The sequence below is a fragment of the Agromyces ramosus genome, assembly GCF_030817175.1.
Lineage (GTDB): Bacteria > Actinomycetota > Actinomycetes > Actinomycetales > Microbacteriaceae > Agromyces > Agromyces ramosus_A.
Genome location: NZ_JAUSYY010000001.1, coordinates 2,928,291 through 2,943,940, shown reverse-complemented (window position 1 = coordinate 2,943,940; position 15,650 = coordinate 2,928,291). Strand labels below are relative to the sequence as shown.

Annotated in this window: 12 protein-coding genes; 2 read left to right on the top strand and 10 right to left on the bottom strand. The window is 70.3% G+C overall.

The window, feature by feature from the left end; all coding sequences use genetic code 11:
* Window positions 1–663: 663 nt before the first annotated feature.
* The 5 genes from QFZ26_RS13790 to QFZ26_RS13770 form a co-directional block, all read right to left on the bottom strand.
* Window positions 664–1,683, bottom strand: coding sequence for an arabinan endo-1,5-alpha-L-arabinosidase (locus QFZ26_RS13790; RefSeq protein WP_307043046.1), 1,020 nt, complete (start codon window positions 1,681–1,683; stop codon window positions 664–666).
* A complete protein-coding gene (gene arfA / locus QFZ26_RS13785) occupies window positions 1,680–3,194 on the bottom strand; it encodes an arabinosylfuranosidase ArfA (protein WP_307043044.1) in 1,515 nt (504 codons plus the stop codon). The genes QFZ26_RS13790 and arfA overlap by 4 nt, the downstream gene beginning before the upstream one ends.
* Before the next feature lie 88 nt (window positions 3,195–3,282).
* On the bottom strand, window positions 3,283–4,227 hold the full coding sequence (locus QFZ26_RS13780; RefSeq protein WP_307043041.1) for a carbohydrate ABC transporter permease: 945 nt from the start codon (window positions 4,225–4,227) through the stop codon (window positions 3,283–3,285).
* Window positions 4,227–5,180, bottom strand: coding sequence for a carbohydrate ABC transporter permease (locus tag QFZ26_RS13775; RefSeq protein WP_307043040.1), 954 nt, complete (start codon window positions 5,178–5,180; stop codon window positions 4,227–4,229). The genes QFZ26_RS13780 and QFZ26_RS13775 overlap by 1 nt, the downstream gene beginning before the upstream one ends.
* A 109-nt stretch (window positions 5,181–5,289) precedes the next feature.
* On the bottom strand, window positions 5,290–6,618 hold the full coding sequence (locus QFZ26_RS13770) for an ABC transporter substrate-binding protein (protein WP_307043038.1): 1,329 nt from the start codon (window positions 6,616–6,618) through the stop codon (window positions 5,290–5,292).
* Between the two features lie 242 nt (window positions 6,619–6,860).
* On the opposite strand from QFZ26_RS13770, the gene QFZ26_RS13765 reads away from it, so the two are divergent.
* On the top strand, window positions 6,861–7,883 hold the full coding sequence (locus QFZ26_RS13765; protein ID WP_307043037.1) for a LacI family DNA-binding transcriptional regulator: 1,023 nt from the start codon (window positions 6,861–6,863) through the stop codon (window positions 7,881–7,883).
* Between the two features lie 355 nt (window positions 7,884–8,238).
* Here the strand turns inward: QFZ26_RS13765 and QFZ26_RS13760 are convergent, their stop codons facing one another.
* The 5 genes from QFZ26_RS13760 to QFZ26_RS13740 all read right to left on the bottom strand — a co-directional run bounded on the left by QFZ26_RS13760 (window position 8,239) and on the right by QFZ26_RS13740 (window position 14,463).
* Complete coding sequence (locus tag QFZ26_RS13760) at window positions 8,239–8,982, bottom strand: phosphatase PAP2 family protein (RefSeq protein WP_307043035.1); 744 nt, start codon at window positions 8,980–8,982, stop codon at window positions 8,239–8,241.
* Window positions 8,983–9,065: 83 nt separating this feature from the next.
* A complete protein-coding gene (locus QFZ26_RS13755) occupies window positions 9,066–10,340 on the bottom strand; it encodes a multidrug effflux MFS transporter (RefSeq protein ID WP_307043033.1) in 1,275 nt (424 codons plus the stop codon).
* Between the two features lie 205 nt (window positions 10,341–10,545).
* Window positions 10,546–11,634, bottom strand: a complete 1,089-nt coding sequence (locus QFZ26_RS13750; protein WP_307043031.1) for a glycerate kinase — start codon at window positions 11,632–11,634, stop codon at window positions 10,546–10,548.
* Window positions 11,631–12,356: a ThuA domain-containing protein gene (locus QFZ26_RS13745; RefSeq protein ID WP_307043030.1), complete on the bottom strand. Its 726-nt coding sequence runs from the start codon at window positions 12,354–12,356 to the stop codon at window positions 11,631–11,633. Before QFZ26_RS13745 ends, QFZ26_RS13750 begins: the two co-directional genes overlap by 4 nt.
* A 43-nt stretch (window positions 12,357–12,399) precedes the next feature.
* Window positions 12,400–14,463 carry a beta-galactosidase gene (locus QFZ26_RS13740; protein ID WP_307043028.1) on the bottom strand — a complete coding sequence of 688 codons (2,064 nt, stop codon included), beginning with the start codon at window positions 14,461–14,463 and terminating at the stop codon, window positions 12,400–12,402.
* Window positions 14,464–14,561: 98 nt separating this feature from the next.
* On the opposite strand from QFZ26_RS13740, the gene QFZ26_RS13735 reads away from it, so the two are divergent.
* The gene (locus tag QFZ26_RS13735; protein ID WP_307043027.1) at window positions 14,562–15,512 is read left to right on the top strand and encodes a DMT family transporter; all 951 of its coding nucleotides are present in this window, start codon (window positions 14,562–14,564) and stop codon (window positions 15,510–15,512) included.
* Window positions 15,513–15,650: the final 138 nt, after the last annotated feature.

The window sequence follows — 15,650 nt, the reverse complement described above, 5'->3', positions numbered from 1 at the left end:
TACGTGACGGCCGACATCCCGCCGCCGGACTGCACATACTGGCCGTCGTAGAGCCCGAGGCGGCCCGAATAGTTGCCGGCGCCGGTCATCGCCGCCAGACCCGGGATCACGACATGCCCGGGAGACTTCAGCTTCGGGAATGAGTTCGATCGGTTCAACTGGGCGGTGAATCCGTTCGCCGCCCAGACGGCCGCGCCGAGACTCCCGTTGCCCAATGGGAGCGCCTGCGAGTTCGTCACCGGCGGCTGCCCGAGCACGATGTCCGATCGAGACATCAGGTTCGCGGTGTTGACGTGGAATGACCCGTCTTGCCACGCCGTCGACCCGCCCACCGCCGCAGCAGGACTTGCCGGCCCTGCGACGACCACGGCAGGACCCACGATCAGCGCCGCCACCAACGCGACCGCACTCGAAACCGCTCCACGCAACCGCCTGCTACCAGCACTCATCACGAGATCTCCCAAACACCGTTGTTTGCGACGGATGCGCGTCATCGATCGAATCGATCGACGACGAACCCCGGACGAGCGTCGTTCACGCCTCCTGGCGCATGCCCAGGACCCGAGAAGCGGTTCGCTATCGCTAATCGATTACGCTAGAACCATTTCCTATAGGCGTCAAGAGACGAGCTCGGCTGCAGTACCGCATGGGCACCTGCCCGCGCTACCAATGCGCGACCGGCCAGCCCTCGGCATCCCACTCCAGCTCGACGAGCGCGAGCTGGAACGATCCGTTCAGGCGCCGGTCGTAGTAATGCAGTGCGAGCGTGTCGCCCTGCACCGACTGGCCACCCGGCCCGATGCGATCGCCCTCGACGAGCGGCACGCCGTCGCGGTCCAGGTAGGGCCCGTCGACCGCCTCCGAGCGGCCGACGGCGATGTTGTACGTGCTGTCGAGCCCCTGACAGCAGGCGTCACGTGAGACGAACAGGAAGTAGTCGCCGTCGCGCGCCACGATGTACGGCGCCTCGACCGCGTTCGGCGGGGACTGCCGGTCGGCGAGGTGCCGCGGCTCCGAGGCATCCGCTCGTCCCCCGCCCGGCCACTCGAGCGGGACCATGCGGATGCCGCTCCAGAACGACCCGAACGACATCCACGGGTCGCCCGCCTCGTCGACGACGATGCCGGCGTCGATGGCGTTGAAGTCGTCGGCCTTCGTGGAGGCGAGCACCTGGCCGGCATCCACCCACTCGTAGTCGGGCGAATCGGGATCGAGCGTCTCGTTCGTCGCGAGCGCGATCACCGACGCGTTCGAGCCGAAGGTCGACGCCGAGTAGTACAGGTACCAGGTGCCGTCGTGCTCGATGAGCTCGGGCGCCCAGAGGTTCGAGACCCCCGGGACCGCCTCGTCGAGCCAGTCGGGCTTCTCCTCCCACACCTCGCCGCGGTACCGCCAGTGGCGGCCGTCGTCGGAGCTGCGGATCTGGATGTTGCCGTCGGCGATCGTCGCGTTGCCGGTCGAGTACACGTAGCTCGTGCCGTCCTCGACGGCGAGTGCGGGGTCGTGGGTCATGAGGTCGCCCGTGAGCTCGCGCGCGCGGCTGCCGCCCGCACAGCCGGCGAGGGCGATGACCGCCATCGCCGACAGCACGAGCGCCGCGAGGCGACGTGCCGAGCCGAGACGCGCCGAGCCGACGAACACGGGGCGCGCCGCCATGGACGTGCGGCGCGCCCCGTGGATCATGCGCCGAGCGAGACGGCGGTCCACGACACGGGCGGCAGCTCGATCGTGAGCGTGCCCACCGCGAGCGAGGCGGAGTGGTTCACCTGCATCCCGACGCGCTCGGGGTCGGCGAGCGTGTTCTTCGCGTACACGTCGTCGTCGGCGAGCGTGTCGGCGCTGCGCACCTGCACGGCGCCGAGCCCCGAGACGTCGATCGTCACCGTGATCGGCTCCGTGCGGTTGCGGTTCACGAGGAAGACCGCGGCCTCGCCCGTCTCGGCGTCGTGCGTGGCGACGGCGTCGACCTGCGGCACGACGCCGTAGGCCTCGGTCTCGTAGGTGGGCGATTCGAGCTTGAGCTCGAGGGCGCTGCCCTTGGCGAGCCGCGAGGTGAGCGCGAACGGGAAGAACGTGGTCTGCCGCCACGCCGGGCCGCCGGGCTCGGTCATGATCGGCGCGATGACGTTGACGAGCTGGGCGAGCGACGCGCTCGTGACCCGGTCGGCGTGCTTGAGAAGCGAGATCATCAGGCTGCCGAACACGACTGCATCGGCGACCGAGTACACGTCTTCGAGCAGTCGCGGCGCGACCGGCCAGTTGTCGATGCCCTCGATCTTGTCGACGCCGTGGTAGCGGTCGATGTACCAGACGTTCCACTCGTCGAACGAGATGTCGATGGTCTTCTCGCTGCCGACGACCGCCCTGACGTGATCGGCGGTCGCCACGACGGTCTCGATGAAGCGGTCCATGTCGACGGCCGAGGCGAGGAACGAGTCGAGGTCGCCGTTCTTCTCCTCGTAGTACGCGTGGCACGAGATGTAGTCGACGTCGTCGTAGGTGTGCGTGAGCACGACCCGCTCCCACTCGCCGAACGTCGGCATGTGCGCACTCGACGAGCCGCACGCGACGAGCTGGATCGACGGGTCGAGCTGCCGCATCGCCTTCGCGGTCTGCGAGGCGATCTTGCCGTAGTCGTCGGCGGAGCGGTGGCCGAGCTGCCACGGGCCGTCCATCTCGTTGCCGAGACACCACATCTTCACGCCGAAGGCGTCGGTCCTGCCGTTGTCGATGCGTCGCTGCGACAGCGACGTGCCGCCGGCGATGTTCGTGTACTCGAGCAGGTCGAGCGCCTCGAGGGTGCCGCGCGTGCCGAGGTTCACCGCGAGCATCAGCTCGCTGCCGACCTTCTCGAGCCACGACGAGAACTCGTGCAGCCCGATCTCGTTCGTCTCGGTCGAGTGCCAGGCGAGGTCGAGCCGGCGCGGCCGCTCCTCGCGGGGGCCGACCGAGTCCTCCCAACGGAAGCCCGAGACGAAGTTGCCGCCCGGGTAGCGGATGGTCGAGACGCCGAGCTCCTTCACGAGCTCGATGACGTCCCGGCGGAAGCCCTCCTCATCGGCGGTCGCGTGCCCCGGCTCGTAGATGCCGTCGTAGACGTGGCGACCGAGGTGCTCGACGAAGCCGCCGAACACGCGGCGGTCGATCGCGCCGACCGTGAAGTGAGGGTCGATGGTGAGGTGTGCGGACGTCATACGTTTCTTTCTGTGTGTGGTGCGGAGCGCCGGCCGAGGCGGCCGAAGTCGAGGTCTGAGGACAGCGGATGCCGCGGCATCCGCTCACTCACTTGATGCTGCCGAGCGAGAGCCCGCCCTGCCAGTACCGCTGCAGGAACAGGAACGACAGGATGAGCGGCAGCACCGAGATGAACGAGCCCGAGGTGATCAGGTTCCAGACCTGCTCGCCCCCGGCGCCGGCGTTCGAGAGCGCCGTCCAGCGGTTCAGGCCCACCGTCACCGGCAGGAGCATCTCGTCGTTCAGCACCGCGAGCGGAAGGAAGAAGTTGTTCCACGTGCCCACGACCGAGAGCAGCAGCACCGTCACGATCGCGGGACGCAGCAGCGGCAGCGCGACCGTGAAGAACGTGCGGATCTCGCCGGCGCCGTCGATGCGGGATGCCTCGAGGATCTCGTCGGGCACGGCGTCCTGCGCATAGACGCGCATGAGGTACACGCCGAACGGGCTGAGCAGCGACGGCAGGATCACCGCCCACGGCGTGTTGATGATGCCGTACTGGCTGAGCAGCATGAACGTCGGGATCACGAGCGCCGTGAGCGGCACCATCACCGAGCCCAGGATGACCGTGAACACCGCACTGCGGCCGCGGAAGCTGTACTTGGCGAAGCCGTAGCCCGCGAGCACCGCGAGCACCGTCGCCCCGATGCCGCCCGCGAAGGCGTAGAGGAACGAGTTGCCGAGCCAGCGCCAGTAGATGCCGCCCTGGTGGGTGAACAGGCCCATCACGTTCTCGAAGAACGCGAAGTTCCCGTCGAACCAGAAGGCGGGGCTCGAGAACAGCCCGGCCGTGTTCTTCGTGGCGGCCACGAACAGCCACCAGATGGGGATCACGAAGTAGATCGCGAGGATCACGAGGAAGACGTGGGAGCCGATTCGGCGGCCGCCGGAGCGCCGCCCGCCACGCGGCCCACGTTCGACGTGCGACGGGAGGCCAGTCGAGGTGGTCAGCGGCTCGGCGAGGTCGACGTCGCGCTGGGAGAAGATCGTCATCACTTCAGTCCGCTCTGCTTGCGCGTGAGGAAGAGGAACACGTAGGAGCCTGCGAACACCAGCACGCCGAGCGAGAAGGCGATCGCCGAGGCGTAGTTGAACTGGCTGTACGAGAAAGCGAGGGAGAACGCGTACATGTTCGGCGTGTACGCGGCGTCGATCGCGCCCTGTGCGATGTTGCGGAGCACGACCGGTTCGGTGAAGAACTGCAGCGTGCCGATGAGGGCGAAGGTGATCACCATGACCATCGACGACGAGATCATCGGCACCTTGATGCGCGTCGCCGTCTGCCAGCCGTTCGCGCCGTCGATGCGAGCCGCCTCGTAGATGGAGGGGTCGATCGAGCGGAGCGCCGCGTAGATCACGACCATGTAGTAGCCCGCCCACTGCCACGTGACGATGTTCACGAGACTGCCGAACACGGTGTCGGAGGCGAGGAAGTCGGGCGTCGGCAGCCCGACGAGGCCGAAGATGCTCGCGCTCGGGCCGAAGCGGGGGCTGTAGAGGAAGCTCCACATGAGCGCCCCGATCACGACCGGAATGGCGTACGGCGCGAAGATCAGGAGCCGCGAGAGCTTGGAGACCCACGTCGCGAGCGAATCGAGCACGAGGGCGGCCGCGAGCGCCACGAGCAGCTGGGCGGGGATCATGACCGCCGCGAACGCGAGCACCCGCAGGAGGCCCTCCATGAACAGCGGGTCGCTGAAGGCCTTCGCATAGTTCGCGAAGCCCGTGAAGTCGGTGCCCGTCGCGAGCGTCGAGGTGAACAGGCTCATGCCGAACGCATAGCAGAGCGGGAAGATCAGGAAGAGTGCGAACACGACGAGGAAGGGCACGACGAAGAACCAGCCCCACCGCTGGCGTCGTCGCACCAGCGTCGAGCCGCCGGATCGGCGCGTCGGCCGAGCCGCGGCCGGCGCCGGCGGTGCCGCGGTGGTGAGCTGGGTGGTCATCTGGTCGCTCTCTTCGTCGAGGTCGTCGAGGTCGTCTGTCGTGGTGGTGTGTCCGTGAGCGGATGCCCCGAGCCGCAGTCGCGGGCTCGGGGCATCCGCTCGCTCTCGCCTAGTTCAGCGTGAAGCCCTGCTCGGTCGCGTACTGCTCGAGCGACGCCTGGAGGTCGTCGAGCGCGGCCGCCGAGTCCTTCTCACCCTCGACCATCGCGAAGAGCTCTTCGGTCAGCTGGTCGTAGGCGTAGTTCTGGAAGGGGCTGAACGTGAATCCGGTGTAGCCGGCCGCTGCCGGGAGGAACACGTCCTTGTTGATCTGCTGACCGCCGAAGAACGGGTACTCGAGGTCGCGGAAGTAGTCGGACTCGAGGACCGGCTTCCACAGCGGGAACAGCGCGGCCTCCTCGATGCCGATCTTCCACGCCTCCTCGGTGCCGAACACCTCCTTCGCGACGATGGCCGCCGCCTCGGGGTCCTTCGCCTGACTCGTCACCGCGAAGGTCGAGCCGCCCCAGTTGATCTGCACGGGGTTGGCGGGATCCCACTGCGGGACCGGTGCGGCCTTCCAGACGGCGTCGGCGTCGGCGTCGGAGAGGCCGCCGAGGTAGCCGGGCCCCCATGCCGCCGCGATGTAGACGGCGTAGCTGCCGTCGACGAGCTTCGTGTTGTAGTCGGCAGTGAACGCGTCATCGGTGGCGACGAGGCCCTGGTCGACGAGGCCCTGCCAGTAGGCGAGCACGTCCTTCGAGCCCTGGTCGTTGACCTCGATGCCGATCTCGGTCGGCTTCGCGTTGTCGTACTCGAAGGGCACGGAGCCCGCTTGGGCGAACAGCGCCTGGTTGTAGGCGCGGCCGTTCGTCGGGAAGTCGGCGAGCACTCCGGGCGCACCGGCGTCCTTCAGCGCCTGGGCGGCGGCGGCGAACTCATCCCACGTGGTCGGCACGGGGATGCCGTACTCGTCGAGGATGTCCTGGCGGTAGAGCATGCCCATCGGGCCGCCGTCGACCGGGATCGCGTAGACGGCGTCGCCGCTCGAGACATCCTTCCAAGCGCCTTCGGTGTAGTCGGCCGCGACGTCGCCCGCGCCGTACTCGGAGAGGTCGACGAGCGCATCGCGGATCGAGAAGCTCGAGAGCACCTCGGCCTCGAGCATGATCACGTCGGGGGCTCCAGAGCCCGCCTCGATCGCGGTCGAGAACTTCGTGTACTCGTCGTTGCCCTGGCCGGCATTCGTCCAGCAGATCTGCACGTCGTCGTGGGACTCGTTGAAGAGGTCGACGACGGCCTCGAACGACGGGTACCAGGCCCAGACGCTGACCTGGGTGGCCTCGGGATTCACGATCTCGTTGGTGCAGGATGCTTCGGGCTCGCCGCCCGAGCATCCGGTGAGGGCTGCGGCCGCTACGGCGGCGATGCCGGTCGCGGCAAGGAGCTTCGACTTCATTTGCTGTGCTTCCTCTCGCGGTGCTGGGGACACCGTTGTCTCTGGCGAAGGGTGCTCGTCATCGCCGCGCACAGTGGCTCCGCGTCGAGTTCCGAGTTGTTCTCCAACGTTGTAAAGTAAACGTTGTAGAGGCATTGTGCACAACCGTGTGCCGCATTGTCAAGCGCACCAGGACAGGTGCCGCGGAGTCGCCGTGGCACGCGGGTTGCAACGTTGTAGGGTTACGGCAGCGAGGAGGAGCCATGGCGGTCACACTGCACGATGTCGCGCGGGTCGCCGGCGTCTCGATCAAGACGGTCTCGAACGTCATCAACGACTATCCGCACATCAGGCCTGCCACGAAGTCGCGCGTCGAAGACGCGATCGCCGAGCTCGGCTACCAGCCCAACCTCACGGCGCGCAGCCTCCGCTCGGGTCGCACGGGCGCCATCGCGCTGGCCGTGCCCGACCTCAGCCTCCCGTACTTCGCCGAGCTCGCCGGCGCCGTCATCGCCGCGGCCGAGGCGGCCGGCATCGTCGTGCTCGTCGAGCAGACCGGCGGCGATCCCCGCCGAGAGCTCGAACTGCTGCGCAGCCCCCGCCTCACCATGACCGACGGGCTCATCTTCAGCCCCCTCGGAATCGAGCAGTCGGATGCCGCAGCGCTCCGCGTGTCATATCCGCTCGTGCTCCTCGGCGAGCGGGTCTTCGACCCCGGGCACGACCACGTGAGCATGCACAACGTGGAGGCCGCCCGCGCGGCGACCGAGTTCCTGATCGCCTCGGGCCGGCGCCGCATCGCCGTCGTCGGCGCCCACGAGGGCGAGATCATCGGCTCGGCAGGGTTCCGCCTGCAGGGCTACCGCGAAGCGCTCGACGCGGCGGGGCTCGACTACGATCCCACCATCATCGGGTACACGGCGCCCTGGCACCGGTCGGGCGGCGCGCAGGCGATGCGAGACATCCTCGAGGGCGGATCGCCGTTCGACGCGGTGTTCGGCCTGAACGACACCCTCGCGCTCGGCGCCATGCGAGTGCTCCAGGAGACGGGCATCCGCGTGCCGAGCGACGTGTCGGTCATCGGCTTCGACGATCTCGACGAGGCCGAGTACTCGATCCCATCGCTCACCACCGTCGACCCCGGGCGCCGCTGGATCGCCGACACGGCCGTCGCCACCCTCCTCCGCCGCATCAACGCCGACGACCCCGACGCGCTGCCGGCCCCGTCGCTGCTCCTCGCCGAGTACCGCATCGCCGTGCGCGAGTCGGCGCCCGCGCGCCTCTGAGTGGCTGGCCGCTCCCGAGACGCCGTACGCGGCATCCGTCGCCGACGCCGTCCCGCGTCGAGCCTCGTCGAGAGTGCGCCTGGTGTCGGAATGAGGACCTGATTCCGACACGAGGCGCACTCTCGTGGCATCCGTCACCCACGCCGCCCGACCCACGTGGCACCCCGCCACTTCGCCATCTGGTGGGCCCCGCTCGCGCGCCGGCGCGCGACACGCGCCGCCGGACGTCGAGTGGTCGCAACTTGTCGGCATGAGCGCCGGATTCCGGCCAGTTGCGACCCACTCGGCGCGTGCGCACGGCGTGGTGGAGCGAGGTGGCGAGCGGGGCGACCGGGGGCAGCCCAGGGCGGCGAGCTCAGGTGTCGGCCGCAGGCGGCGCAGACTCGCTGGTTGCGACCGCAGGCGGCGGCGGCTCGGACGACGAGGCGAGGCGCCGCCGCTCGCCCCACGCCAGGCGCTCGCGCTCGAGCGGATAGGCGAACGCCGCCCAGAGCAGCAGCGCGACGGCCGCGCCGACGAGCGCGCCGCCGATGGTGTCGGTCACCCAGTGGGCACCGAGGTACGTGCGACTGAGCGCCATGAGCACGGTGTACGCCGCGCCGAGCACCCACACCCACACGCGGGGCGCGATCACGCCGACGACGACCGCGATGGTCGCCGCATTCGCCACATGCCCCGACGGGAATGAGCCGGTGTCGGTGGCCACGATGATGTACTCCGGACGCGCGCGGCCGAACAGCTCCTTCAGCAGCTGCACGACGCCGGCGCTCGCCGCCGAGGCCGTGACGAAGTACAGCGCCGCCCAAGGTCTCTTCACCAGCACCAGCAGCAGTGCGGCGCCGATCGGCACGATGAACACGCCGATGACTCCGCCGCCGAGCGCGTTCATGCCGTAGGCGAGCCAGTCGCCCACCGGCCCCCGGATCTCGACGATGTCTTCAGCCCACTCCTCGTCGAGCTCGAACGGCAGCCCGCCTTCGCGTGCGGCGATCACGATGCCGAGGAGCAGGGCGATGAACAGGGCGCCGATGCCGGCGAAGAGGGGCGCACGGCGACCGACGATCTTCGCCTCGGCGTCGCGTCTCGCTGGGGTGGTCATCACTTCACGCTAGCGCCGGCCGCCCGCATACCGTGTCATCCGCTGGGCTGAGTCGACGGATGCCGCGGCGTCCGACACCCCGCTCAGTCGCTGAGCGGGGGCACCGTCTTCGGCCGCACGAGTCCCCAGAGCGCCGCCACCGCGACGGTCGCGGCGAGCAGCATGACGAAGGCCATGGGCACGGCGCTGCCGACGCCCATGAGGCCGATGAGCGGGGAGATCAGTCCGGCGAGCCCGAAGTTCAGCGCGCCGAGGAGCGAGGCGGCGGTGCCGGCCTCGGCACCGTGGTGGGCGAGCGCGAGCACCTGCACGGCCGGGAACGAGAAGCCGCACGCGAGGATGTAGATCCAGAGCGGGATCGCCGTGCCCCAGAATCCGGCACCCGAGGTGTCGAGCACCATGATGGCCACCGCCATCGCGAGGTGCACGATCGTGGTCACCGCGAGGATCCACTGCGGCGCGACGCGCCCGCGCATGAGCCGCGAGCTCGTCTGCACGCCGATGATGATGCCGACCGAGTTCACCGCGAAGAGCAGGCCGTACTGCTGCGCCGTGAAGGCGTACAGCTCCTGGAACAGGAACGATGACGTCGACAGGTAGCCGAACAACCCGGTGAACGTCATGCCGCCGATGACCGCCGCACCGAGGTACACGCGGTCGCGGAAGAGGGCCGCGTAGCGTGCGCGCAGCGTCGAGTGGCCCGCCACGTGCCGCCGGGACTCGGGGAGCGTCTCGACGATCAGCAGGCCGACCGACGCGACCACGACGACGCCATAGCCGGCGAGCACCCAGAAGACGCCGCGCCAGTCCATGAACTGCAGCAGCTGCGAGCCGATGACGGGCGCGAGCACCGGGGCGAGTCCGTTGACGAGGGCGAGTCGCGAGAGCATGCGCACGAGCGGCTTGCCGCCGAACAGGTCGCGCACCATGGCCATGGCCACGACGCCGCCGGCCGCTGCGCCGAAGCCCTGGAGCAGGCGGAAGGCCGAGAGCCAGGCGATGTCGGGTGCGAGGGCCGCGCCGACGGATGCCGCGATGTGCAGCAGCGTCGCGAGGATCAGCGGCAGTCGACGGCCGACCTTGTCGCTCCACGGGCCGACGATGAGCTGGCCGAACCCGAAGCCGACCATCGTGCCGGTCAGGGTCAGCTGCACCGCAGCCGCCGAGACACCGAGCTCGTCTTGCAGCACGGGGAACGCGGGCAGGTAGAGGTCGACCGTGAACGGCCCGAGTGCGGTGAGCGCCCCCAGCACGAGCACGTAGACGAGTCGCTGGCGACGGCTGAGCAGGTCGCCGGGGTGCGCCGGACGGTTGTAGTCGTCGGGCCGGATGATGGGGATGGAGGCGGTTGAGGACATGCGGGTTCCCGGGGCGTGCTCGGAGATGGCGGCGCACGCCCTCGGACGCCGGGATAAAAGGAGGACGGCGCCCACGTGGGGCGCCGTTGGAGATTCGCTGGCCGTGCCTGGCCTCGAATCGATTCGACTCGGTCGAGTCTAGCGTGCCACCGGGTGCAGCGCGACCCCCAGGGAAGCGGATTCCCACCGATTTCACAACGCAGGGTCACACCGAGCGAGCGAGCTCCGCGCCGGCCTGCTCGAGCCAGTGCACGGTGTCGGCCATCGCCGCCGCCGCGCCGCCCGCGAGCAACGACAGCGAGGCGGATGCCGCGAACCCGGCCATCGCCGGATCGGCCTCGATCGCCCCAGCCGCCAGCGCCACCGGCACGCCGAGCTGCCGCGCGAGCGCCACGACCTCGGCAGGGGCCTTGCCCGCCGCGGTCTGCCCGTCGAACCGGCCCTCGCCGGTGATCACGAACGCGGCGCCCGCGAGCGAGCCGGACAGGCCGATCGCCTCGGCGACCACGCCCGCCCCGCCGCCCATCTGCGCTCCCCAGGCGAGCAGTCCGAAGCCGGTTCCGCCGGCCGCCCCCGAACCGGGCGCCTGCGGGTCGGCCGGGAGGAGCCGTGCGAGCCGTGTCAGATTCGACTCGAGCACGTCGACCGCCGCGGCATCCGCACCCTTCTGCGGGCCGAACACCGCCGCGGCGCCGCGGGCACCGAGCAGCGGGTTGTCGACGTCGCCCAGGATGACCGCGCCACGCGGCGGCAACGAGCGGAGGCCCGACAGGTCGACGCGGGCGAGCGTGCCGAGCCCGCGGTTGCCGAGCCGGATCGGACGGCCCGAGGCATCGAGGAACCGCGCACCGAGCACGGCGAGCGCGCCGACCCCCCCATCGGTGGACGCACTGCCGCCGAGCGCGAGCAGCAACCGGTCGACACCGTGGTCGAGCGCCGCGGCGATCGCCTCGCCGAACCCGGCCGTGTGCGCGTCGAGCGCTGCGAGCGGATCGAGGAGCGTGATGCCCGAGGTCGCCGCGAGCTCGACGACGCCGGAGCCGTCGGGAAGCAGCAGCCAGTGGGTGCCGACCGGCTCGGAGACCGGGCCGCGCACCGTCACCGGCATGTGCCGCGCCTCGGGCACCGCCGCGGCGAACGCGTCGATGGTGCCCTCGCCGCCGTCGGCCATGGGACGCAGCACCACGTCGTCGCCCGGGCGCACAGCGTGCCAGCCGCGGGAGAGGGCGGCCGCGGCATCCGCGGCGCTCGCCGTGCCCTTGAACGAGTCGGGCGCGATGACGATGCGGCTCACGCGTCGCCCGCGGTCGCGGCCGGCACCCGTGAGAGCCAGTCGAGTGCGCGCGCGAGGAGCTCGCGGTGACCGGCCGACTCGTACGAGCGCGTATCGTGGCCGAGCGCGTCGTAGACGAGCCGCGAACGGCCGAACTCCCGGGCCCACACGAGCGGATGGCGGACCCCGCCCTCGGTGTGCTCGGCGATTGGCTCGACGACGTCGAGGAGCCGGAGGCCCGTGTAGCGCTCGTCGAACACGGTGAAGTCGTCGAGGCCCTCGACGATCGCGTGGTTGCCCACGACGTGGACGTGCGCCTCGCCGATGGGCGGATGCCACGAGACGTCACGCAGCCACCGCCCGCCGAGCGCCCGTCCGAACGTCGTGTGGTCGCGCAGGCTCGAAGCCGCCGCGTGCACGGCGAGGATGCCGATGCCGCGATCGATCGCCGCGTCGAGCGCCGCGTCGCCCGCGGCGATGACGGATGCCTCGGGCGGGACCGGTCGGTCGCCGTCGGCGCCCGCGCCGGCGTTCGCGTTCGGTCCCAAGGGGTCGCCCGCGTTCACGACGATGAGCCGCGCCGCGTCGTCGAGCGAAGCGAGTGCGGCATCGGGGTCGTCGGCGATGCGCACGGTGAAGCCGGCGTCGCGCACGAGGTCGGCGAGCGCCTCGCTCGTGTCGGCGAACGGATGCCACGGGTCGGCGTACCGGCCCGTTCCGCTCAGGATGATCGCGTCGTGCATCAGCGGCCTCCTCATGTCTTCTGCATCGTATCCCCGGCCCAGCTCAGCCCTCGAGGATCATCGCCCAGTCGAACGGGCCGAGTGTGACACCGTCGACGCGTTCGCCGGTCACGGCATCGACGCCCGAGATCGGGATCGTGAGCGCGGGCGCACCGGCGCCGTGGTGCACGAGGGTCACGAGCGCGCCGCGGCGCGCCGCCTCGACGTGGGCCGGGAGGCCGGCGACGACGGGCTCGACGCCCGCGTCGGCGAGCACGCGGTCGACCACGGCGAGCGTGCCGGCCTCGTCGGGCACGGTGGCGAGGTAGCGGGCGACGCCGCGGCCGGCGCGGCGTGCGGTGAGGGCCGGATGCCCCGTGCGACGGCCGCTCGTGAACGACGCCTCGACCGTGGCATCCGTCACCGCCACCGCGATCTCCTCGGCGAGCAGCGTGCCCATCGACTCCGCGAGCGCATCGCCCGCGAAGCGGGCCTCCCGCTCCCCCGGGCCGGTCGCGCCGGGTGCGACGAGCGCGCCGAAGTCGTCGAGTCGGATGCCGCAGAGCTCGCCGAGCTGTGTGAGGAATCCGCCGTCGCGGAACCGGTCGTACTCGTCGACGACGTCGGTGAAGGGACCCGCGAGGAGGTGCCCGCCGCCCTCGACGAAGGTGGTGAGGGCCGCGGCCCCCTCGTCACGGAGGAGGTAGAGCAGCGGCGCCACGGCGAGCGCGTACCGGCCGTCGACCTGCTCGGGCGCGACGAGGTCGACCTGCACGTGCCGGCGGTGCAGCGCCCGGTACCAGCCCTGCACGACCGCGAGGTAGTCGAGCCCGTTCATCGGGTGGTCGCTCGACTCGACGGCCCACCAGTTCTCCCAGTCGAAGACGAGCGCGACCTTCGCGTCGCGGGCGCCGGCAGGCAGCTCCGGCAAGGTGGCGAGCTGCTCGCCGAGCGCGGTGACCTCGCGCCAGGTACGGGTGTCGGTGCCGGCGTGCGGCAGCATCGCCGAGTGGAACTTCTCGGCGCCCGCCCGCGACTGCCGCCACTGGAAGAACAGGATGCCGTCGGCGCCGCGCCCGATCGCCTGCGCGCTGAGCGCCGCCATCTGCCCGGGCGCCTTGGGCGCGTTCGTCGGGCGCCAGTTGAGGGCGTTCGTCGCCTGCTCCATGAGGACCCACGGCACCTCGGGCTTCAGCGAGCGCGCGAGGTCTCGCTGGAACGCCGCCGCGCGGAACGACTCGGGGTCGTTCGGGTCGGGATAGGCGTCGTCGCTGATCAGGTCGAGGTGCTCGGCCCACTGGGCGTAGTTCGCGGGCTTGAATGCGCCCATGAAGTTCGTCGTGATCGGCTGCGTCGCCCCGGCGGCGCGGATGATGTCGCGCTCCATGAGATAGCACTCGAGCAGCATGTCGCTCGTGAACCGGCGGTAGTCGAGCAGCTGCCCGGGATTGTGGCTGTACGGCGCCTTCCGCGGCGGGAACACCTCGTCGAAGCCGCCGTAGCGCTGCGACCAGAAGTTCGTGCCCCACGCCTCGTTGAGCGCGTCGACCGTGGTGTAGCGCCGCTCGAGCCAGGTGCGGAACGCGTCGCGCGCGGCATCCGAGAAGTCCATGTTCAGGTGGCAGCCGTACTCGTTGTTCACATGCCACATGACGACGGCCGGATGCCCCGCGTACCGTTCGGCGATCGCCGTCACGAGCTCGGCGGCGAGCCTCCGGTAGACCGGCGACGAGGGCGCGAACTGCTGGCGGCTGCCCGGCCAGTACGTGGCGCCGTTCTCATCTTGCGGGAGGAGCTCGGGGTAGGCGGCGCTCGCCCACGGCGGCGGCGACGCCGTTGCGGTGGCGAGGTCGACGGCGATGCCGCCCTCGTGCAGCAGGTCGATGACCCGGTCGAGCCAGGCGAAGTCGAACTCGCCCTCGCGCGGCTGGATGCGCGACCACGAGAAGATCCCGAGGCTCACCATCGTGACGCCGGCCTCACGCATGCGCGCGACGTCGTCGGGCCAGAGCTCTTCAGGCCATTGCTCTGGGTTGTAGTCGGCGCCGTAGTGCACGGGTGTGTCCTCCATCGTCGCAGGGCGGGAAGCGGGTGCGGAAGCGAGTGCCGGGAAAGCGTATTCCGGCATGACTCCCAGCCTATCGTGCACCGACGGGTTTCCGCCGTCGTCCCGCGATCGACTGCCACTTCGCTCGCGACGCCCGCACGCGCAAGTAGCGTCAGCCTGTGAGCACCACGCAACGCACGAACACCGTCACCCCGCTCGTCTACGTCGCCATCGGCGTGACGATCCTCGCCTGGGCGAGCGCGTTCATCGTCGTCCGAGGGACCGCACCCCACTTCAACGCCGGGGCCCTCGCGCTCGGACGGCTCGTCGTCGGCGCGATCCTGCTCGCCCCGCTGCTGCTGCGGCACGCGTGGGTCGCTCCGACCCGTCGCGAGTGGCTCCTGCTGCTCGGGTTCGGCGGCCTGTGGTTCGGCGGCTACAGCATCGCGCTCAACATCGCCGAGCAGTCTCTCGACGCAGGCACCACCGCGATGATCGTCAACATCGGCCCCATCCTGATCACGCTCGGCGCGGGGATCCTCCTCCGCGAGGGCCTGCCCAAATGGGTCGTGATCGGCACCCTCGTCGCGTTCCTCGGCGTCGTGCTCATCGGCGTCGGCACCGGCGGCTCGGTGCTCGGCGCTGGAATCGGCGTGCTGTGGGCGCTGCTCGCCGCACTCACCTATGCCGCCGGCGTGCTGTTCCAGAAGCCCGTGCTCGCGAGATTGCCCAACGCCCAGGTGGTCTGGCTCGGTTGCGTCATCGGGATGCTCGTCTGCACGCCGTTCGCCGGCGAGCTCATCACCGACCTGCAGTCGGCACCGGTCGAAGGAATCGTGGGCATGATCTGGCTCGGCGCGATTCCCACCGCGCTCGGCTACACGACGTGGTCGTACGCACTGGCACGGATGCCCGCCGGGCAGCTCGGCGTCTCGACCTATATCGTGCCGCCCGTGACGATCGTGCTCTCCCTCATCCTGTTCGGCGAGGTGCCGGCCCTGCTCGCGATCGTCGGCGGGGTGATCGCCCTCGTGGGGGTCGCCCTCTCGCGGCGCCGCACGCCCCAGCCCGAGCTCGCGAACGTCAGCCCGGAGCCGTCCCCCGAGCCGGTGGGCCGTTCGCGCGACTGACCCAGCGGTCCAGTTCACGGCGCACAGCAGCTCGTCGCGTGCTCTCGTCGGCGCCGGTCGAGGGGGCGCGCACGGGAGGGTCGATTCGGCCGCCGTCAAGCCCCTGCGACCCGGGCGGCCTGCTCGGTACCGTGACGG